Origin of the sequence: Flavobacterium sp. IMCC34852, from assembly GCF_030643905.1 — a bacterium.
In the GTDB taxonomy this organism is placed as follows: Bacteria; Bacteroidota; Bacteroidia; order Flavobacteriales; family Flavobacteriaceae; genus Flavobacterium; species Flavobacterium rivulicola.
In genome coordinates this window covers 2,911,206-2,930,510 of record NZ_CP121446.1, presented here as the reverse complement: position 1 = coordinate 2,930,510, position 19,305 = coordinate 2,911,206, and the positions used below count along the sequence as shown (strand labels likewise).

General features: G+C 38.3%; 19 protein-coding genes. 5 read left to right on the top strand and 14 right to left on the bottom strand.

The window, feature by feature from the left end:
* Window positions 1-11: 11 nt before the first annotated feature.
* From P7V56_RS12660 to P7V56_RS12640, 5 genes are all read right to left on the bottom strand, one after another.
* A complete protein-coding gene (locus tag P7V56_RS12660) occupies window positions 12-332 on the bottom strand; it encodes a four helix bundle protein (RefSeq protein WP_304986263.1) in 321 nt (106 codons plus the stop codon).
* 167 nt (window positions 333-499) lie between these two features.
* Window positions 500-1,438, bottom strand: a complete 939-nt coding sequence (gene rlmF, locus P7V56_RS12655) for a 23S rRNA (adenine(1618)-N(6))-methyltransferase RlmF (protein WP_171223335.1) — start codon at window positions 1,436-1,438, stop codon at window positions 500-502.
* A gap of 12 nt (window positions 1,439-1,450) precedes the next feature.
* Entirely contained in the window at window positions 1,451-2,113 is a 663-nt protein-coding gene (locus P7V56_RS12650; protein ID WP_171223336.1) for a thiamine diphosphokinase, read from the bottom strand.
* A 98-nt stretch (window positions 2,114-2,211) separates the two neighbouring features.
* Window positions 2,212-3,030 (bottom strand): DUF4249 family protein, encoded by an 819-nt coding sequence (locus tag P7V56_RS12645; protein WP_171223337.1) that lies wholly within the window; start codon window positions 3,028-3,030, stop codon window positions 2,212-2,214.
* Between the two features lie 3 nt (window positions 3,031-3,033).
* Window positions 3,034-5,406, bottom strand: a complete 2,373-nt coding sequence (locus tag P7V56_RS12640) for a TonB-dependent receptor (protein ID WP_171223338.1) — start codon at window positions 5,404-5,406, stop codon at window positions 3,034-3,036.
* Window positions 5,407-5,538: 132 nt separating this feature from the next.
* Between P7V56_RS12640 and P7V56_RS12635 the strand changes: the two genes are divergently transcribed.
* The gene (locus P7V56_RS12635; RefSeq protein WP_171223339.1) at window positions 5,539-6,219 is read left to right on the top strand and encodes a hypothetical protein; all 681 of its coding nucleotides are present in this window, start codon (window positions 5,539-5,541) and stop codon (window positions 6,217-6,219) included.
* Window positions 6,220-6,268: 49 nt separating this feature from the next.
* Here P7V56_RS12635 and P7V56_RS12630 read toward each other — a convergent pair whose 3' ends face one another.
* From P7V56_RS12630 to trmD, 3 genes are all read right to left on the bottom strand, one after another.
* The gene (locus P7V56_RS12630; RefSeq protein ID WP_171223340.1) at window positions 6,269-8,491 is read right to left on the bottom strand and encodes an NADP-dependent isocitrate dehydrogenase; all 2,223 of its coding nucleotides are present in this window, start codon (window positions 8,489-8,491) and stop codon (window positions 6,269-6,271) included.
* A gap of 236 nt (window positions 8,492-8,727) precedes the next feature.
* Window positions 8,728-9,078: a 50S ribosomal protein L19 gene (gene rplS / locus P7V56_RS12625; RefSeq protein ID WP_171223341.1), complete on the bottom strand. Its 351-nt coding sequence runs from the start codon at window positions 9,076-9,078 to the stop codon at window positions 8,728-8,730.
* A gap of 209 nt (window positions 9,079-9,287) precedes the next feature.
* A complete protein-coding gene (gene trmD, locus P7V56_RS12620) occupies window positions 9,288-9,965 on the bottom strand; it encodes a tRNA (guanosine(37)-N1)-methyltransferase TrmD (protein WP_171223342.1) in 678 nt (225 codons plus the stop codon).
* 100 nt (window positions 9,966-10,065) lie between these two features.
* Between trmD and P7V56_RS12615 the strand changes: the two genes are divergently transcribed.
* A complete protein-coding gene (locus P7V56_RS12615) occupies window positions 10,066-11,205 on the top strand; it encodes a sterol desaturase family protein (protein ID WP_171223343.1) in 1,140 nt (379 codons plus the stop codon).
* Here P7V56_RS12615 and P7V56_RS12610 read toward each other — a convergent pair whose 3' ends face one another.
* Both P7V56_RS12610 and P7V56_RS12605 read right to left on the bottom strand, forming a co-directional pair.
* On the bottom strand, window positions 11,206-12,006 hold the full coding sequence (locus P7V56_RS12610; protein WP_171223344.1) for a class I SAM-dependent methyltransferase: 801 nt from the start codon (window positions 12,004-12,006) through the stop codon (window positions 11,206-11,208).
* 24 nt (window positions 12,007-12,030) lie between these two features.
* A complete protein-coding gene (locus P7V56_RS12605; RefSeq protein ID WP_171223345.1) occupies window positions 12,031-12,480 on the bottom strand; it encodes a DUF1569 domain-containing protein in 450 nt (149 codons plus the stop codon).
* A 72-nt stretch (window positions 12,481-12,552) separates the two neighbouring features.
* Between P7V56_RS12605 and P7V56_RS12600 the strand changes: the two genes are divergently transcribed.
* A complete protein-coding gene (locus P7V56_RS12600) occupies window positions 12,553-13,488 on the top strand; it encodes a peptidylprolyl isomerase (protein WP_171223346.1) in 936 nt (311 codons plus the stop codon).
* Between the two features lie 92 nt (window positions 13,489-13,580).
* On the top strand, window positions 13,581-13,883 hold the full coding sequence (locus P7V56_RS12595; RefSeq protein ID WP_171223347.1) for a cytochrome c: 303 nt from the start codon (window positions 13,581-13,583) through the stop codon (window positions 13,881-13,883).
* A gap of 36 nt (window positions 13,884-13,919) precedes the next feature.
* Here P7V56_RS12595 and P7V56_RS12590 read toward each other — a convergent pair whose 3' ends face one another.
* Complete coding sequence (locus tag P7V56_RS12590; protein ID WP_171223348.1) at window positions 13,920-15,194, bottom strand: glucose-1-phosphate adenylyltransferase; 1,275 nt, start codon at window positions 15,192-15,194, stop codon at window positions 13,920-13,922.
* A 23-nt stretch (window positions 15,195-15,217) separates the two neighbouring features.
* Window positions 15,218-16,444 (bottom strand): glycogen synthase, encoded by a 1,227-nt coding sequence (glgA, locus tag P7V56_RS12585; RefSeq protein ID WP_171223349.1) that lies wholly within the window; start codon window positions 16,442-16,444, stop codon window positions 15,218-15,220.
* Between the two features lie 132 nt (window positions 16,445-16,576).
* On the opposite strand from glgA, the gene P7V56_RS12580 reads away from it, so the two are divergent.
* Entirely contained in the window at window positions 16,577-16,927 is a 351-nt protein-coding gene (locus P7V56_RS12580) for a tRNA-binding protein (protein WP_171223350.1), read from the top strand.
* Window positions 16,928-16,989: 62 nt separating this feature from the next.
* Here P7V56_RS12580 and P7V56_RS12575 read toward each other — a convergent pair whose 3' ends face one another.
* Both P7V56_RS12575 and P7V56_RS12570 read right to left on the bottom strand, forming a co-directional pair.
* Entirely contained in the window at window positions 16,990-17,367 is a 378-nt protein-coding gene (locus P7V56_RS12575; RefSeq protein ID WP_171223351.1) for a PUR family DNA/RNA-binding protein, read from the bottom strand.
* Between the two features lie 70 nt (window positions 17,368-17,437).
* On the bottom strand, window positions 17,438-19,195 hold the full coding sequence (locus P7V56_RS12570) for an ABC transporter ATP-binding protein (protein WP_171223352.1): 1,758 nt from the start codon (window positions 19,193-19,195) through the stop codon (window positions 17,438-17,440).
* Window positions 19,196-19,305: the final 110 nt, after the last annotated feature.

The following is a 19,305-nucleotide window of genomic DNA, read 5'->3' as shown; positions in this document are numbered from 1 at the left end:
AGTACGAAGTTTTATTTGGTTTGAATATTACTTTTTGTTGTTTTTATGGCCGAAACAATAATGGCTGTTAATTCTTTTGCCTCTTTCATTAAAGGTTGAAAAACAGCTTCTAAATTTAACTTTTCCATTTGACAAACCTCAAAAAGTAACTCTAAAAAATAATCGCTTTCATCAATTTCTTCTTCAACAATTTTGAGTTTGTTTAAAAAATCTGCAGATGATTTAGCCCGTTGTGACGCTCTGTAATTGGCTCCGACTGAGCTTGAACTTCTGATTAATTGATTGATATAGGCATTATACTCTCTGGTTTTTGGTAATTGTGAGCATAGAATCTAACAATCCAAAGCAAACTTTTTTGTTCTTTGTTTCAAATCATTCGTCATAGATATAAAATTAAAATTTCTACTTCCCACTTCGTACTTCCCACTTCGTACTTCCCACTTCGTACTTCCCACTTCGTACTTCCCACTTCGTACTTCCCACTTCGTACTTCGTACTTTTAAAATATTTGCTGTTGTTTTTTGGTCAAAAAAGTCCAAGCAACAATTCGGCTTATCTTTTGGCCTTGCGCCATGTCGATGGTTTTGATATCAGCAGCGCCTACTTTTCCCAGAGTTTTGTATATGCTTTTCAAATTGTCTTTTTTGGAAACCAAAGTCGTAAACCACAAACATTGTAGCGGATATTTGGCACTTTCATAAATCATTTGGGTGATAAAACCAATTTCGCCACCACTGCACCACAATTCTGCATTTTGGCCACCGAAGTTTAAAGTCGCTTTTGAAGTTTTTACATTACTTAAAGTATTCACTTTTCGCAACGCACTTTTTGCCGCTTCTTCGGCTGAGTTATGAAACGGCGGATTGCAAATGGTGAAGGCAAATTTGTCTTCGGGTAAAATGATATTTTTGAAAATAAATCTCGGCTCCACTTGCAATTGCAGACTGATAGCGTCAATTAGTTTCGGATTATCAGCGATGATTTTCTTGCAGTTTTGAAGTGCTTTTTCATCGATGTCGGTGCCCAAAAAACTCCAACCATAAGCACTGCTTCCAATAATCGGGTAAATACAATTGGCACCAATCCCAATGTCTAAACCAATCACATTTTCGCCTTCGGGAATGATTCCGTTGTGGGTAGTGGCCAATAAATCAGCGATATAATGAATGTAATCCGCTCTTCCGGGAATCGGCGGACAAAGATAATGGGTTGGAATATCCCAATTTTGAATGTCGTAGTTTGAAATCAATAAAGCTTTGTTCAAGGCTTTCACCGCTTCCGGATTACTGAAATCAATGGTTTCTATGCTGTGTTCGTTAATATGTACAAAGTTTTGCAATTCCGGACAAGCTTTTATTAAAGCTTCAAAATCATACCGAAATCGGTGTGGATTTCTCGGATGCAAACTTGTTTTTTCTGAGCTATTTTGAGTTTTCAAGGGCTGTTATTTTTAGTCCCAACATTCCATCAGCAATAAATCGCCTTCGGTGTGGGTAATGGTGACGATGCCGTCTGTGGTAACGTGATTGCTGCTTCCGGTTCGATAACCAATGGTTAAATCTTCATTGTTCAACGAATAAAAAAGATTTTGGGTAGAAATCCCGCGTACTTTTCCAATCGGAATTAAGGAAAGTATGGTGTTAGCCGTGTACCATTTTTCAAAAGTATTGGGCAACAAAAACACTTTAGAATGATCGTCGAGAATCACGACTTTTAATTGATTGCGATAAGCAACGATGTTGGTCAAATTGGTAATCGTATGGTCAGCTCGTCTTCCGGTAGCCCAAATCACATTGGCCGCTTTGTGTCCTTTTTCGATTAAATAATCAAATGCTTTTTCCAAATCGGTTTTGTCTTGGTTGGGTGCGTACACAATTTCAATCGGGTATTGTTTTTCTTTGTAATACTCCGAGTCAAAACCGCGGTCAAAATCGCCTAACAATACATCGACTTTAATCCCCAATTCCAAAACACGCTCAATAGCCGAATCGAGTACAATGACTAGTGGCGACCATTCGAGCAATTGGCCTAACAATTCTTGGCTACACATTTCGCCATTGGCAATGATTAAAGCCGGTTCTTGGTCGTCGCGAACAATGTGGTGTGATGACATTTATAAGTACAAAGTTAAAAGTTATAAGTAAGAAGTGGTAAAAATAACTAAAACTCTTCACACTTCTTACTTTGTAAATCGTACTTCGCACTGCTCATTTACTGGATTACGTATTCCGAAACCTCTGTTTTACTTAGGCGAAAATAGCCTAAGGCGAAATTGTTAAAATTAGTTTGATTGACAATATTACCTCTAACAGAGGCTGTTGGAGTGGAAAATGGTCCCATGCTGTTGGTTCCCGTTTGCTCCAATAAAATATCCATATAATTAAAGTAGTTTAGGGTCACACCGTTTAAGGTGAATTTCAAAGTATCACCGGGTTTTAAATCTTCGCTGAAATACAAACCAAACATTTCGTTGTTTTGAAAAAATCGGTCTTCGATTACACCATATTCGGGGATGACTTTGTACGGATCATCAATTCTTACCAAATAATGATTGGTTTCGTTGACCAAATCGTTGAAAAAGAATTTTACTTCAGTTTCGTTACCCAAAATACCGCCTTCATCATCTTGTTCTACTCTTGTTACGGTTGGCGTATTCAAAAGTTTTTCGGTAGAAGTATAAGTTTCACCTTCGTAAATGACGGTTAGGGTGTAATCTTCGTTAACTACAGGATTAAAGTTAAGGCATTTGTAAATACCCGGTTCAGTATCTTGGGTGAAATTAAAGACTTCATTGGCGCTATTGGTAATATAAACTACAGCATCAGTCACCGGCGGAATTTCGTTGGAGAAATAGTCCGTTGTGGTCGAAAGTTTTACGATTTGTTCATTGCCCGAAGTTCCGTTTAGCCATTGAATTGAGGCTTCAATGACCAATCTTGGTGCAGAGGTTGATAGGTCAACATCAACGACTTTTTCGCATGAACTGAGTGAAAGTAAAATCAGGAATAAACTATAATATATCTTTTTCATGGTTTAAAATTTAACGTTATAAGTAGCGCTCGGGACGAAGCCGAAAATAGACAAACGAAGCGCTTCATTAGAACCCGTTTCTTGGTTTTGTCTGAAGGTGATAGAAGCAGCGTTTTGTCGGTTGTAAATGTTGTAGATGCCAAAAACCCATTCGGCTTGCCATTTTCTGCCTTTGTTTTTTCGCGGCGTCAAAGTAGCTGAAACATCTAAGCGATGGTACATCGGTAAATTATTTTCGTTTCTGGAACTAAAAATTGGAACCGTGATGCCTTGGTATTCATATTGACCGGTTGGGAAAGTAACCGGTTGACCGGTTTGTAAAATAAAATTGGAACTGAAACGCCATTTTTCATTTAATTTATAATTGCCAACAATAGCTAGATTGTGGAGTTTGTCAAAACCGGTTCGGTACCAATCTCCGTTGTTGATTCCGGTTTCTTCAGGTGTTCTGCCCACTACTTGCTGTTCCGTTCTGGATAAAGTATAAGAAACCCAACCTTTGAATTGTCCGGTGTTTTTTCGGAACAAAACTTCCAAACCGTAAGCTCTGGCTTGGCCGTTTAAAACCACTCTTTCAATGGCTTCATTCGCTATCAAATTAGCGCCGTCGATATAATCTACACGGTTTTTGATTTTTTTATAAAAGGTTTCCACTTCCAAGGAATACACATCGTCATTAAAGTTTCGGAAATAACCCAAGGCAAATTGGTCTAAATTCTGCGGTTTCAAATATTGGTCACTTGGCGCCCAAACGTCTAAAGGTGTTGGCGATTGTGTATTTGAAATCAAATGTAAATATTGGGTCATTCGGTTGTAGCTTGCTTTGATAGATTGGTCATCATTTAAAGTATAAGCTATCGAAAAACGCGGCTCAAGATTGTTGAATTGAGCAATGGTTTCATTCTTGCCGTAACTCACTGTTCCTGTCGGTTCAGCACTTTCGTAGATTTGAAATTCGGAATTAAAAGTTACCGGTTGGTTATCGGCATAAGTATTCAATGTCTGTTGGCCCAATCGCAGAAAATTGCTGAATCGAAGTCCGTAAGAAAGCGAGAGATTCTTGGCAATTTGGTGTTCGGCATCTAAATAAACGGCATTTTCCAACGCATATTTTTTGTCCAATTGGTCGGGATTAATCCCTGATTCTTCACCAGTAGGTTCAATTTTACCCGGATTAAAGTCATAATAATTGGATTGTACTCCGTAAGTCAGTTTGAATTTGTCGGTTAAATAATGTTTGAAATCGTATTTGAAATTGTAATTTTTGATACCGCTGTCCCAATTGAACCCGATGAAATCCAATCGAAGGCCATAGTAATAATCAGAATAAATGAGTGACAAGTTGGAGAACAGCTTATCCGAAAACAAATGGTTCCAGCGGAAATTAATCACCGCATTCCCGTAAGTGTTCACAAAACTGTTGTTCAGTTGGAACACATCTCTGCCAAAATAGCCCGAAAGATAGACGTTGTTTTTCTCGTTGATGGAATAACTTAGTTTGGTGTTCAAATCATAGAAGTAAGCCAAATTCGGATTGTCAAACAATTTCAAAAACAGATGTGCATAAGAACCTCTTCCGGCAAAAACAAACGAACCTTTGTCTTTTACAATTGGTCCTTCGGCCAAAATGCGGCTTGAAATTAGTCCGATACCACCGTTCATGTGAAAGTCATTTTTGTTACCTTCTTTTTGGTAAATGTCTAAGATAGAGGATAATCTTCCACCGTATCTCGCGGGAATGCCACCTTTGTACAGTTTCAAATCTTTAATTGCATCCGGATTAAAAACGGAGAACAAACCAAATAGGTGAGAAGAGTTGTAGATAGTGGCTTCGTCTAATAACACTAAGTTTTGATCAGCACCGCCGCCGCGCACATTAAAACCCGATTGTCCTTCGCCGGCATTGGTCACACCGGGAAGTGTCAGTATCGATTTAATCACATCGACTTCCCCAAAAATCACCGGCATTTCCTTGATTTCCTGAATGGTGAGTTTGTTGACACTCATTTCCGGTTTTCTGACATCTATGCGTTTGTTATTTTGTACAATGACTACTTCCTTGAGTTGTTGACTGGTTTCCGTAATTAAAAAGTTTTTTTTGATGTCTTTGTTAAGTTCAATCGTTTCCTCTAGGGTTTGATAACCCACATAGCTAATAGATAATGTATAATTGCCTTTGGGTAAAGTGATGGAATAAAAACCATATTCATTTGTTGTAAGACTGGTTTTGGTTTGAGCAATGTAAAGCGAAACCCCAATAAGCGTCTCTTTATTTTTCCCATCAGAAACCAATCCGCTGAGCGTGAATTTCTCTTGTGAATTGGCTGAAAACGTTAATAATATTAAAAATATGGAAGTTAGAATATTTTTTGACATAAATTTGACGTTTGTTAGTACAAAAATCTTAATAAAATTGGTTTTTCACTCCTAATCATTTGTTAAGGTTTGGTTAATAGAGATAATAATTTTCAGCTAATAGATAATTTAAACCACAAAAAAGCAGTTATAATGAAGTCGGGTTTTACTTTATTGTTTTTACTTGTTTTTATTTTTAAAGGTTTTTCACAATTTGAAACGCCTAAAAAGACGTTGAAAATTGCGCCGGTGAGTAATCCTTCCGGTCAAGTGGCGCCTACTTCCTCTAAATCATTTACTTATCCGAGTATTTTTGATAAAAAAGACAAACTTTTGGAAGGTGTTTCCTTGCTCAAGAAAAAACCAGAAGCGGAAAAAAGCATTATGGAGAAGGAGCAATTTGAAAATCCATCCAAACAATACACTGACAAAATGAACCAGAAAAACAGCGATGGTGAAATTTTGGAAAAGTTCAAAAGCGATAGTTTTTTGGGACAGTTCAAAACCGGTACCAAAATCATCAGTATTGCCTGTAGAGATCATGAAGCACCCGATGGCGATTTGGTTAGAATTTGGCTCAATGATAAAATCGCAGTAGATGCTATTTTACTTGAAGTAAGCTATAAAGAGGTTTATTTAGATTTGACTGAAGGCATCAATAAAATAGAAATCGAAGCTTTAAACCAAGGAGAATCCGGACCAAATACCGCTCAATTTGTGATTTACGACCAAAAGAAAGGCATGATTACCACTAACAAATGGAACTTGACTACCGGTGTCAAAGCCAAATTGATCATCCTAAAAGACGACGGCACTTTAGAAGAGCAGAAATAAAAAAAAGCGACCGTTTTGGTCGCTTTTTTTATTGGAATTAAAATCTGTATTAAACCAATTTTGATAAAATAGTATTGAAAGTTTCGCTTGGTCGCATGGCTTTGTCGGTCAATGCTTTTGTGGGTTGGTAATACCCGCCAATTTGCTGAGGTTTTCCTTGTGCGCCGATTAATTCCTCGTTAATCTTAGCTTCGTTAGCATTTAATTCTCCTGCAATTTGGGTAAACTTAGCTTGTAATTCAGCATCTTTGGTTTGAGCTGCTAAAGCTTCTGCCCAATACATCGCCAAGTAGAAGTGTGAACCTCTGTTGTCAATTTGGCCGACTTTACGGGCGGGAGATTTATCGTTGGCTAAGAATTTTTCGGTGGCAACATCTAAAGCTTCGGCTAAAACCATCGATTTTGGGTTGTTTTGGGTTTGTGCCAAATGTTCTAATGAAGCGCCAAGAGCTAAAAATTCGCCTAAAGAATCCCAACGCAAATAGCCTTCTTCAATAAATTGCTCAATGTGTTTTGGGGCTGAACCACCGGCTCCGGTTTCGAATAAACCACCGCCATTCATTAATGGAACAATAGACAACATTTTGGCCGAAGTTCCTACTTCTAAAATCGGGAATAAATCGGTTAAATAATCACGCAATACGTTTCCGGTCACTGAAATCGTGTCTAATCCTTTGCGGATTCTGTCTAAGGTCAGTTTGGTAGCATCAATCGGATTCATGATGCGAATGTCTAATCCGTTGGTATCGTAGTCTTTTAAATATAAATTTACTTTTTTGATAATTTCTCTGTCGTGCGCTCTGTTTTCATCCAACCAGAAAATGGCCGGTGTGGCAGATAAACGCGCTCTGTTTACGGCTAGTTTAACCCAGTCTTGAATCGGAGCGTCTTTGGTTTGACACATTCTGAAAATGTCTCCGGTTTCAACGGCTTGTTCCATATATACATTGCCATCAGCATCTAAAACTCGAATGGTTCCGTCAGCTTCGGCTTGGAAAGTTTTGTCGTGTGAACCGTACTCTTCTGCTTTTTGGGCCATTAAACCCACATTCGGAACAGAACCCATAGTTCTTGGGTCTAATGCGCCGTTAGTTTTACAATCTTCGATAGTGGCTACGTAAAGTCCGGCATAACAACGATCCGGAATTAAAGCAAAAGTATCTTGGGCTTTGCCTTCTTTGTTCCACATTTGACCCGAAGTACGAATCATTGCCGGCATTGAAGCATCAACGATAACATCTGAAGGTACGTGGAAGTTGGTAATTCCTTTATCAGAATTTACCATGGCTAAAGCCGGTCCATTGTTGATAGCTGTTTCAATAGCAGTTTTGATTTCTGCCTCTTGAGGATGACCGACAATCTTGGCGTATAAATCGCCTAAACCATTATCGGCTTTGTAGCCTAATGATTTGAAAACGTCACCGTATTGGGCAAAAACATCTTTGAAATACACTTCCACCATCGCGCCGAAAATAATCGGGTCGGACACTTTCATCATCGTGGCTTTTAAGTGTGCCGATAATAAAACGCCTGCTGCTTTGGCTTCTTCAATAGTTTGAGAGACAAAAGTTTTTAGGGCTTTTAAATTCATTACCGAAGAATCGATTACTTCGCCTGCTTTTAAAGCAGATAAGCCTTTTAATTCTTTGGTCGAACCGTCTTTGCCGACGAATTCTATTTTGAATTGAGCCGCATTGGCTACCGTAACCGATTTTTCAGTACCGTAGAAATCGCCTTCGGTCATGAAAGCTACTTTGGTTTTAGAATCTTTAGACCAAGCGCCCATAGAATGTGGGTTGGCTTTGGCGTAGTTTTTAACAGCTTTTGGTGCTCTACGATCGGAGTTACCTTCTCTTAAAACCGGATTTACGGCTGAACCCAATACTTTGGCATAAGAAGCTTTAATGGCTTTTTCTTCGTCGGTTGTTGGATTGTCGGGATAATTCGGAACGTTGTAACCGTGAGCTTGTAATTCGGCAATAGCATCGGTCAGCTGCGGAATAGAAGCGGAGACGTTGGGTAGTTTTATGATGTTGGCTTCAGGCGTTGTAGCCAGTTGGCCTAATTCGGCTAAAGCATCGCTTACTTTTTGGTCTTCTTTTAAATAACTCGGAAAATTGGCTAATATTCTGCCGGCCAGTGAAATGTCTCTTAATTCAATATCAATATTAGCCGGAGCTGTGAAGGCTTGTACTATAGGCAAAAACGAATGCGTGGCCAACATTGGCGCTTCATCCGTTAAAGTATAGTGGATTTTTGCTTTTTGTGTCATTGTAAAGGGTTTTATTCGTAATGTTTGTTTGTGTTGTATCGCCTCAAAAGTGTTTGTTTTGAAGCATGCAAATATAAAGAAATCAAGGCGAACCTTTTACGAAATCGATTGAATTATCAAATCGACAATTAAAGGGAAAAAAAATATTGAATTGCTAAAATATCGAATTTAAATTATCAGGAATAAAAAAAGTCCCGACAAAATCGGGACTTTTTTTATGAGCACAAAGCGAAGTATTATCTTCTTCTTTCTTTGATTTTTGCTTTTTTACCGGTAAGTTCTCTAAAGTAGTAGATACGAGCTCTTCTCACTTTACCTCTTTGGTTTACTTCAACTTTTTGCAATGCAGGCATGTTTACCGGGAAGATACGCTCTACACCAACAGCACCTGACATTTTGCGGATTGTGAAAGTTTCAGTCAATCCGGCACCTTTTCTTTGAATAACAACTCCTTTGAAAAACTGAGTTCTTGTTTTTTCACCCTCTTTAATTTCGTAGTACACAGTGATAGTGTCACCGGCACCAAACGCAGGGAAATCTTTTTTTGTCGATAATTCGTTGTTAACGAAATCTACTAAATTTGCCATTTTTAATACTTATTATGGTTTAAATCTGAGCAACATTCACGGTTTTCGCCAGAGGTTGGTCAAATGTGGGGGCAAATATAGAAAAGAATTACGAATTATGAATTATGAATTATGAATTTTTTTTATGATTTTTGAAGAGTGTAAAGTATTAAAAGTCAAATTATTATGGGTTAGTCTAACAACTCATAACTCATAATTCATAACTTTTTCTACTCTTCAAGTAAGTCAGGTCGCCTGTTTTTGGTATGTTCGTACGCCATATCTTCCCGCCATTTTTCTATTTTGGCAAAATGACCGCTGGTCAATACTTCAGGCACTTTCCAACCTTTGTAATCTGCCGGTCGTGTATATATCGGTCCCGATAGTAAGTTGTCTTGAAAACTGTCAGTCAAGGCCGAAGTTTCATCGCTTAAAACACCCGGAATCAAACGGATAATCGCATCGCAAAAAACAATGGCACCAATTTCACCACCGGAAAGTACATAATCACCGATGGAAATTTCTTTGGTAATAAAATGATCGCGAACGCGTTGGTCCACGCCTTTGTAATGTCCGCACAGAATAATAATATTCTCGTACATCGACATGGTATTGGCCATTTTTTGGTTCAAAGTTTCTCCGTCGGGCGACATATAAATGATTTCATCATAGTCGCGTTGGCTTTTCAAATGGGTAATACAATCGTCTATCGGTTGAATCATCATCACCATTCCGGCACCACCGCCAAATTGGTAATCATCAACACTTTTTTGCTTGTTGGTCGTATAATCTCTCAGGTTGTGAAAATGCACTTCCACCAATCCTTTTTCGATGGCACGTTTCATAATTGAGCCTTCAAACGGACTGCGCAATAAATCGGGTAATATGGTAATGATGTCTATTCGCATGGCGATAAATATTGGGCAAAGATAACCATAATGAGTTGTTGATAAAATAAACCTTATTCAAAATGAACTTTTTCTATATTCGCAAAAAACACAATGCAATATGGAAGTAAAAGAGAATCTTGATTTTGGAAAAGGATTTATCAGTGGTTATGCGTCAATTTTTTTAGGGATATTATCCTTTTTGGGAGTATTGTGTTTCAAATACCCGGAATGGTTGACTACCCCAGAATTCAGAGAGGTTTATACCGGTGAGTCAATGAAAACTCTTCTTACTTCTGCCATTATAGCTTCTTTCTTTTTCGGATTAATCAGTTTTATAGTAAGTAAGCAAAAGAAGTTTGCTTTAATAGGTTTGATTTTTTGCACTTTGGCCATTGTTTTGGGTGGATTTAATGTGGCACCATCGGCTGTTGGAGCGACCAAGTGGCATTTAGGGTTGGATTGGTTATTGTTAGATTTGCTTTTGATGGCGGTTATTTTTATTCCGATAGAAATGGTTTTTCCCAAACGTAAAGGACAAAAAACCTTTCATGAAGAATGGCGAACCGATTTGGTTTATTTTGTGGTTAGCCATTTGTTAATTCAGTTTTTCGGGGCAATCACGCAACAACCGGCTAAATTGTTTTTTGGTTGGATGGGACTTTCGGATTTGCAATCTTGGGTTCAAAATTTGCCTTTTTTGATTGAATTGTTCATGGCATTTTTTATTGCCGATTTGTTCCAATATTGGACCCATCGATTTTTTCATAGTCATCATTTTCTTTGGCGTTTCCATTCCATTCATCATTCTACAGAGAATATGGATTGGTTGGCCGGATCGAGAACTCATTTTGTAGATATTTTTGTGACCCGTTCCATGGCTTTTATCCCGCTTTACGTTTTTGGGTTTTCCACTATAACTTTTAGTGTTTATGTAATATTTATGGCGATTCATGCGGTATTGATTCATGCCAATACTCGAATAAATTTTGGTTTTTTAAAATATATTTTCGCCACACCACAATACCACCATTGGCATCATTGTAAAGATTCTGAGCATTACGGGAAAAACTTTGCAACCGTTTTTCCGTTTATAGATAAAATTTTTGGAACTTATTATTTGCCGGGTGAAGAATGGCCCAAAGATACCGGTTTATTAGAAGCCAATTATCCGAAGGGTTATTTGAAACAAGCGATTTATCCATTTACGAAGAGTCCGTTTGACAATGATTTGAAAATGGAGGAATATTCCAAAAGGTAATTATTTCTTCGACGCCAAAATCGAATACACCATCGGAATTTTGTTGTCAAAGTGTTTGATTCTGTACTTTCCTTTTTCAAATTCTTCGGTTTTGTTGAAACAATTGTACGGCGAATAATCATATTCTTCAAACGAATTGATTTCTAAACCACTTTGAATTAAACTGTTCAAAATCTCCGAAATCGGATGGTTCCAAGTGATGGTTTTAGTGGCTATTTCGGCTTCGCGGTCGGCGTAAGTTCCGGTTTCGTTTTCAACGATTGGTTCTACATTAAAATAGTTATAGAAAACCGTTTCAAAATCATTGTCAAACATCCAAACCACAGGGTGAAAATCGGCCATGATGAATTTACCGTTAGGCTTTAAAAAATGCGAAACAACCTTCGCCCATTTCTCCAAATCGGGAAACCAACCAATGGTGCCGTAACTCGTGAAAACAAGATCGAATTTTTCGGTGATGAAATTCGGCGCATCATAAATATCGGAACAAACAAATGTCACGTCAAGGTTTAGTTTTTGCGCTAATGCTCGGGCTCTGTCAATAGCCTTGTCTGATAAATCTAAGCCGGTTACTTTGGCACCCATTCGCGCCAACGACATCGTGTCTTGACCAAAGTGACATTGCAAATGCAATATTTTTTTCCTTGAAACATCACCAAGTAAGTCCAACTCAATGTCGTTCAGTGTCGATTTTCCCTTCAGAAAACCTTCCATATCATAAAACTCGGAAGCGATGTGAACATCAGTCTTGTTATTCCAAGTTGCTTTATTGATGTTAATATAGTCGGATGGCTCTTTCATCTATTCTCTATTTTTTTTCTTTTTTTAAACTCCAAATTGTCTCAAATGATGGTCCAAATGCATGGTGTGCATTTTGCTCCATTCCTCATAAGTCATCTCACCAAAAAAAGGATGTTTGGTGGTTTTAATGGCTTTCTGACCCAGTTCCGAAAAAACGTTGATTCTCTCAATCAGACCTTGCTTGGCGGCTTCAAAATCATAAGTCTCCTTTCGGATAAAAGCCGGAGCAGTAGGACTGTTTTTTTGGTATTCTTTGGAATTCAAAATTTTATTCCGAACTAATTTCCCAATGATACGCATCAAAAAATTGGCTTTCATTGGTGTTTTTCCAAAGGCAAAATCCAATGGAGCCTGGCAATGTGACAACATTTGGTCTACGGTCATTTTTCCCCATAAAGCTTTGCTGTTTGGAGTGAGTTGGTTGATTCTGGAAATGATTAAATCGTTGTCAGCTTGACTGAAAATAGAACTCATGGTTTTGTTTTTGGTTACCAAATTTACAATATAATGTAGTAACTTTGCACCACAATTTTAACAATTCAAACCATGGAAAACGGAATATACGCTAAATTCAACACCACCAAAGGGACGATTTTAGTAAAACTAACACACGATTTAACCCCGGGAACAGTAGGAAACTTTGTAGGCTTAGCCGAAGGGCAACTGGAGAATTCGGCCAAACCTATGGGAAAACCTTATTACGATGGCTTAAAATTCCACCGAGTAATCCCCGATTTTATGATCCAAGGCGGTTGTCCTCAAGGTATAGGTTCGGGCGGTCCGGGTTATAATTTTGATGATGAATTTCATGTGGATTTAAGACACGACAAACCGGGTGTTTTATCTATGGCGAATGCCGGTCCGGGAACTAATGGTTCTCAGTTTTTCATCACACACGTACCAACTACTTGGTTAGATGACAAGCACACCGTTTTTGGGCATGTGGTAGAAGGACAAGATATCGTAAACGAAATTGCCCAAGGCGATATAATCGAAAGCCTTGAAATCGTAAGAGTAGGTGACGAAGCGCAAAAATGGAATGCCATCGAATCTTTCAGAACTTTTGAAGGATCCAGACAAAGAAGAATCGAAGAAGCCAAAAAAGCGGCTGAAGCGGCTATGGAAAAAATTGCCGCCGGTTTCGAAAAAACGGACAGCGGGTTGCGTTACAAGTTCATCCAAAAAGGCAACGGAAAAAAGGCCGAAGCCGGAAAGACAGTTTCGGTTCATTACACCGGACAATTAGAAAATGGTAAAACATTCGACTCGTCTTACCCACGCAAAAAACCAATCGAATTCCCATTAGGAAAAGGTCATGTAATCGAAGGTTGGGATGAAGGGATTGCCTTGTTGCAAGTTGGAGATAAAGCGCGTTTTGTAATTCCTTCTTATTTAGGTTACGGTTCAAGCGGCGCCGGTGGTGTAATTCCGCCCAATGCAACTTTGATCTTTGACGTAGAATTAATGGACGTTAAAGGATAATATAAAACTTAAGTTTTGATTAAATAAGAATCCCAATCTTTTACGGTTGGGATTTTTCTTTACATTTACTTGAACCAATAAAACCAATAATTATGAAATACAAAGTACTAGCATTGGCTGTTTTGGCCACCATTATTTATTCGTGTGCCTCAAAATCGAGTGTGCCGACTGCAGCAACACCAAAAGAAGAAGTAAAGGCAGCTGTTACCTTGACCGCCGAATTAGCCGAAGGGAAAAGCCTATACGAGAACAGTTGTGCCAGATGTCATTCTTTGTACAAAGCTAGTGATTTCAATGCAGAACAATGGAAACCGATTGTGGCCAGAATGGCGCCCAAAGCCCGTTTGAATGAAGCACAAGGCCAAAAAATTTACAATTATCTGACTATGCAGTAATAAAAAAAAACACTCTTCAAGAGTGTTTTTTTTTATTTATACGGTAAAACCATCAGGAAGGATAGCGCCTTTCTTGACGACTATTATACCGTCTTTTATGGTGTATAAATCGTTGTTGGTGTCTTCTAAATGTTTGCCGCCGTTAAGTCGGACATCATTTCCTATGCGACAGTCTTTGTCGACTATGGTGTTGTTGATATAACATCTTTCACCAATACCAATATTGATAATACCTTGAGTCGAATTGGTTCTGATTTCTTCCAGGTTTTGGTAATAATCATTTCCCATCAGATAAGAGTTTAGGATGGTGGAACCAAAACCTACACGACTTCTGATACCTATAACCGAATGTTCCACCGTTACACCATTCAATATACAACCTTCTGCTATAACCGATTTGTCTATCGTAGAAGCACCGGTAATTTTGGATGGCGGTAAAACCCTGGCGCGGGTATAAATTTTGCTCGAATTATCAAAAAGATTGAACTTCGGAATGTCATCGGTTAATCCTAAATTGGCTTCAAAGAAAGAATCTATGTTTCCAATGTCGGTCCAATATCCTTCGTATTGATAGCTTAATACTTTTTGTTTGCCAATGGCTTGCGGAATAATTTCTTTACCAAAATCTTTGGTGTCGGGATTTTTCATCAACTCGACCAACAATTCTTTATTGAAGATATAAATTCCCATTGAGGCCAAATAGTGTTTGCCTTCTGCTTTAGATTCTTCACTGACTTCCGATGTCCATTCGGGTAACAAACTCACATTAGGTTTTTCAATAAAGGAAGTAATGTAATTTTCGGAATCGGTTTTCAAGATACCAAATTCGGGCGCTTCTTTGGCCGTTACCGGTAAAGTGGCTATAGAAATCGCAGCACCGGAATCATGATGGGCTTTGATCATGGCGTTAAAATCCATTTGATACAGTTGGTCACCCGACAATATCAAAGCATAATCAAACTCATGGTTCATAAAGTGATGCATGCATTGGCGAACGGCATCAGCAGTGCCTTGGAACCAAGTTGGGTTATCCGGCGTTTGCTCTGCGGCCAAAATATCTACGAATGCTGTACTGAAATGGCTAAAGTGATAAGTGTTTTTAATGTGTTGGTTTAAGGAAGCCGAATTGAATTGTGTCAAGACAAACATTCTTTTAATATCAGAATTGATACAATTGGAAATCGGGATGTCTACCAAACGGTATTTTCCGGCAATCGGAACCGCGGGTTTGGAACGGGTTTGTGTCAGTGGTGCTAATCTTGAACCTTGTCCGCCACCTAAAATAATGGCTAATGTGCTTTTATTTATCATTGCAATATGCTTTAGTTGTTTGATTATGCTTTTTCTTTTTCGAATCTGTTGATTACTTCTTCGTAATAATTGTATGTTGTTTTGGCGATGGCAGTCCAGCTGAATTTATCCAGAACTCTTTTTCTGCCGGCTTTGCCCATTTGGGTGGCCAAAGGTTCATCTTCTAACAATTGGTTGACTTTGGTGGCAAAGTTTTGTTGGAAAGCTTCCGGATATTTTGGGTTGAAATCCGTTCGGGAAATGCTTTCGAGCTCAATTAAATAACCGGTTTCGCCTTCGACTATAATTTCGGGAATACCGCCAACGGCGGAGCCAACAACGGGAGTTTCGCACGACAAAGCTTCGAGATTGATGATGCCGAAAGGTTCGTATAAAGACGGACATGCAAAAACGCGGGCATGACTGTAAAGCACTTTGATTTTTTCTCGCGGTAACATTTCGGAGATTAGAATTACTCCGTTGCGCTGTGCTTTTAGTTCGGCTATTAATGCTTCGGTTTCTTTGGCGATTTCTTCGGTATCCGGTGCGCCTGCGCAAAGTACTATTTGACAATTTTTATTAAAATATTTGGCGGCCGAAATCAATTGCGAAATGCCTTTTTGGCGCGTTATTCTTCCCACAAACAGTACAAACGGAATGTCGGGATTGATGCCGTATTCTTTGAGTAAATCATTGTCAAATGTCGGGGCATAAAAATCAGGATCGATACCGTTGTGGATGACGGTTACTTTTTCGGGAGCAACACCATAAGCTTCGATAACGTCGGTTTTCATTTGTTCGCTGACAGCAATAATACCGTCGGCAGTATTGTAAGCATGGTGTTCAATCCATCGGGACAAAAAATAACCGTTGCCCAATTGTTCTACTTTCCAAGGTCGGTGCGTTTCTAAACTATGTGTCGTCAATATTAACGGCGATTGCAGTAATTCTCTCGAAAAGATTCCGGCCAAATGCGTGTACCAAGTGTGGCAATGAATGACATCGGCTTGTAAAGTATGCTGCGACATTTCGACATTTTTACTCAAATTATGAAACATCTTGATATGCGGATTGTTGTGGTCTTCGGGTTTGGTTAAGGAAGATTGGATTCCGAGTACATTCATGGATGCCATAGTTTCTTCTTGGTTACCAAAACAACGGACTTCTACTTCGCCTAAATGAGCCAATTCCTGACTCAAAAAATCAATATGTACTCCGGCGCCGCCGTAAATATTTGGTGGAAATTCATTGGTAAATAAAGCAATTTTCATAGCGTGAAACAGGGAATGATTTATTAAAACCTAAATGTATAAAATATATTCAACTTAAAGAGTAACAGAACCATATAAAAACTATACAAAATTGGGTTTCCTGTTCTATTTTTGTAAAGAAACATTCAGATTATGGAAAATACAACACAAGAGGCTTTGCTATGGCATGAATTTGAAAAAGTAGTAATGCGAATCGGAACAATACTTGAAGCAAAAGATTTCCCCGGAGCCAGGAAACCGGCCTATCAGTTGGTCATTGATTTCGGAGCTGAAATTGGTATCAGAAAGTCATCGGCACAGATTACCAAAAGATATTCGAAAGAGGATTTAATTGGGAAACAGATTGTCGCAGTAGTTAATTTCCCCAAAAAGCAAATAGGCAACTTTATGAGTGAATGTTTGGTTTTGGGTTCGGTCAATGGTGATGAAGTTGTTTTATTGACTTCAGATTTGAAAGTGGAAAACGGTTTGAGAATCGCATAAAAAAAGTCCAAAACTTTTCAGCTTCGGACTTGTTTTCTACTAGTCACTAATTACTTTATTAGTTATATATCATCAAAATCGATATCAGTGAAACTCTTTTCAGATGTTTTCGTTTCTTCAGCTGTTTCCTGAATGTATTCTCTTTTGAAGTCTTTTTGGTGTCTTTCTGAAATTACTTCCTCGCCTTTGTGGTTCAAAACGTAAGCGGTCATTTCTTCAAGGATTTCGGTGAAAGCGGCGAAATCTTCTTTGTACAAATAGATTTTGTGTTTCTTGAAGTGGAATGAACCGTCTTCTTCAGTAAACTTTTTGCTTTCAGTAATGGTAATGTAATAATCGTCTGCTTTGGTAGCTCTCACATCGAAGAAATACGTTCTTCTGCCTGCTCTTAAAACTTTAGAAAAAATCTCATCTTTTTCTAACATATCATTTTCTCTCATATTCTTTCAGTCAATTAATAGTGTTTCTGTACAGTTCAAAAATGGTAAAATTTTTGTTACCAAACAACATTTAATTTAATTCTTTTTCCGAAAGTTGTTTCAAATACAACTCAGCATAATACCCCGGTTGGTTTACCAATTGATTATGAGAACCTTCTTGTATGATTTGGCCTTCCTCTAGGATGATAATTTTGTCGGCATTCTTGGCAGATGACACTCGGTGACTTACAATAATGGTGGTTTTGTCTTTAGAAATTTGGAGAAGATTATTTAAAATTTGCTCTTCGGTTTCGGTGTCTACTGCTGATAAACAGTCGTCAAATAACAGTATTTCCGGATTCTTGATAATCGCTCGGGCAATGGAAACCCTTTGTTTTTGTCCGCCTGAAAGTGTGATTCCTCGTTCGCCTAATATGGTTTCGTATTGGGCGCTGAAATTCATAATGTTATCGTGAACTACGGCATTTTTGGCGGCTGCCATTACTTCGTCATCAGTGGCATTTTCTTTACCGAATTTGATATTGTTTTTGATGGTATCCGAAAACAAAAACGCGTCCTGCGGCACTATGCCGATACTGTTGCGCAAATCATTCAAATTGACTTGGTCTATCGCTTTGCCGTCAATGGTGATTTGGCCTTCTTTGATGTCGTACATACGGGTGACCAAAGATAAAATACTCGACTTTCCGGAACCTGTTTGGCCTAAGATGGCTAAGGTTTCTCCTTTTTTAACTTTAAAGGAAATATTTTTCAGTGCTGTAATTTCAGTATCTTCATAAGTAAAACTTACGTTCTTGAACTCGATTTCGCCTTGAATATTGGTGTTTTCAGTGGCTTTGTTTTTGATTTCAGGCTCAATTTTCAGGAATTCATTGATTCTTTTTTGCGAAGCTTCGGCTTCTTGAACTAAGGATGAAACCCAACCTATAGAAGCCACAGGCCAAGTCAGCATGTTGACATACAGGATAAATTCGGCTATGGTTCCGATACTTTTAATCGAACCCTCGACATACATCAATCCGCCAAAATAAATCACAACCAAGTTACTCACGCCAATCAGCGCAATCATCAACGGTCCGAACAGCGATTGCACCCGCGCCAAACTCATACTTTTGGTTTTACTTTCTTTAGCTAAATCAACAATTTCATCTTGGTACTGTTTTTCCAAGGCATAAGCTTTCACCACACGAATTCCGGAGAAAATTTCTTGGGTAAAACTCGAAATCTTGGACAAATACTGTTGGAAAGTCGTGCTTCGTTTGTTGATTTCGGTACTCAATCTAAAGATGATAAAAGATAAAATCGGCAAAGGTAATATGGTGTATAAAGTCAGCAACGGCGATACATTATACATATAAATAATCACTACGGTAAATCGAATAAAGGTATTAATGGTGTACATTACCGCGGGTCCGACATACATGCGTACTTTGGCCACATCTTCACTGATGCGGTTCATCAAATCTCCGGTTCGATTGCGCTTGTAAAAATTTTGGTCTAACACTTCGTAATGTTGGAACACTTCGTTTTTCAAATCAAACTCTACGTGACGCGACATTACGATTAAAGTCTGGCGCATCAGGAAAGTCAAAACCCCGGCAATCAAAGTGGTACCCACAATCCAAAGGACGTTTTGAATCAATTCAGTTTTGATCATGTCGCTTGTCATTTTGTTGCTGTGAAAATCTTCAATCGCTTGAAATGACTGACTGATAAGCTTGGGAGTGAAAAGAGAGAATATTTGGGCTACAATAGTGATTAAAATTCCTAATAAAAAATGGAATTTGTATTTGACAAAATATTTGTTTAAATATTGAAGTTCTTTCATGCTTATTTTAAAGAAATGGGCTTTATGATTTAAATTATGTTAAAAAAATTGAGAATAGTTAAATTTCAATATTCTTTGTTTAAATTGATTTTATTAACAAATTACTAATT

Excerpts from the sequence above, each read along its gene's own strand:
- P7V56_RS12650 (WP_171223336.1), bottom strand. The coding sequence starts at position 2,113 with ATGTCATCACACCACATTGTTCGCGACGACCAAGAACCGGCTTTAATC.
- P7V56_RS12645 (WP_171223337.1), bottom strand. The coding sequence starts at position 3,030 with ATGAAAAAGATATATTATAGTTTATTCCTGATTTTACTTTCACTCAGT.
- P7V56_RS12640 (WP_171223338.1), bottom strand. The coding sequence starts at position 5,406 with ATGTCAAAAAATATTCTAACTTCCATATTTTTAATATTATTAACGTTT.
- P7V56_RS12635 (WP_171223339.1), top strand. The coding sequence starts at position 5,539 with ATGAAGTCGGGTTTTACTTTATTGTTTTTACTTGTTTTTATTTTTAAA.
- P7V56_RS12630 (WP_171223340.1), bottom strand. The coding sequence starts at position 8,491 with ATGACACAAAAAGCAAAAATCCACTATACTTTAACGGATGAAGCGCCA.
- rplS (WP_171223341.1), bottom strand. The coding sequence starts at position 9,078 with ATGGCAAATTTAGTAGATTTCGTTAACAACGAATTATCGACAAAAAAA.
- trmD (WP_171223342.1), bottom strand. The coding sequence starts at position 9,965 with ATGCGAATAGACATCATTACCATATTACCCGATTTATTGCGCAGTCCG.
- P7V56_RS12615 (WP_171223343.1), top strand. The coding sequence starts at position 10,066 with ATGGAAGTAAAAGAGAATCTTGATTTTGGAAAAGGATTTATCAGTGGT.
- P7V56_RS12610 (WP_171223344.1), bottom strand. The coding sequence starts at position 12,006 with ATGAAAGAGCCATCCGACTATATTAACATCAATAAAGCAACTTGGAAT.
- P7V56_RS12605 (WP_171223345.1), bottom strand. The coding sequence starts at position 12,480 with ATGAGTTCTATTTTCAGTCAAGCTGACAACGATTTAATCATTTCCAGA.
- P7V56_RS12600 (WP_171223346.1), top strand. The coding sequence starts at position 12,553 with ATGGAAAACGGAATATACGCTAAATTCAACACCACCAAAGGGACGATT.
- P7V56_RS12595 (WP_171223347.1), top strand. The coding sequence starts at position 13,581 with ATGAAATACAAAGTACTAGCATTGGCTGTTTTGGCCACCATTATTTAT.
- P7V56_RS12590 (WP_171223348.1), bottom strand. The coding sequence starts at position 15,194 with ATGATAAATAAAAGCACATTAGCCATTATTTTAGGTGGCGGACAAGGT.
- glgA (WP_171223349.1), bottom strand. The coding sequence starts at position 16,444 with ATGAAAATTGCTTTATTTACCAATGAATTTCCACCAAATATTTACGGC.
- P7V56_RS12580 (WP_171223350.1), top strand. The coding sequence starts at position 16,577 with ATGGAAAATACAACACAAGAGGCTTTGCTATGGCATGAATTTGAAAAA.
- P7V56_RS12575 (WP_171223351.1), bottom strand. The coding sequence starts at position 17,367 with ATGAGAGAAAATGATATGTTAGAAAAAGATGAGATTTTTTCTAAAGTT.
- P7V56_RS12570 (WP_171223352.1), bottom strand. The coding sequence starts at position 19,195 with ATGAAAGAACTTCAATATTTAAACAAATATTTTGTCAAATACAAATTC.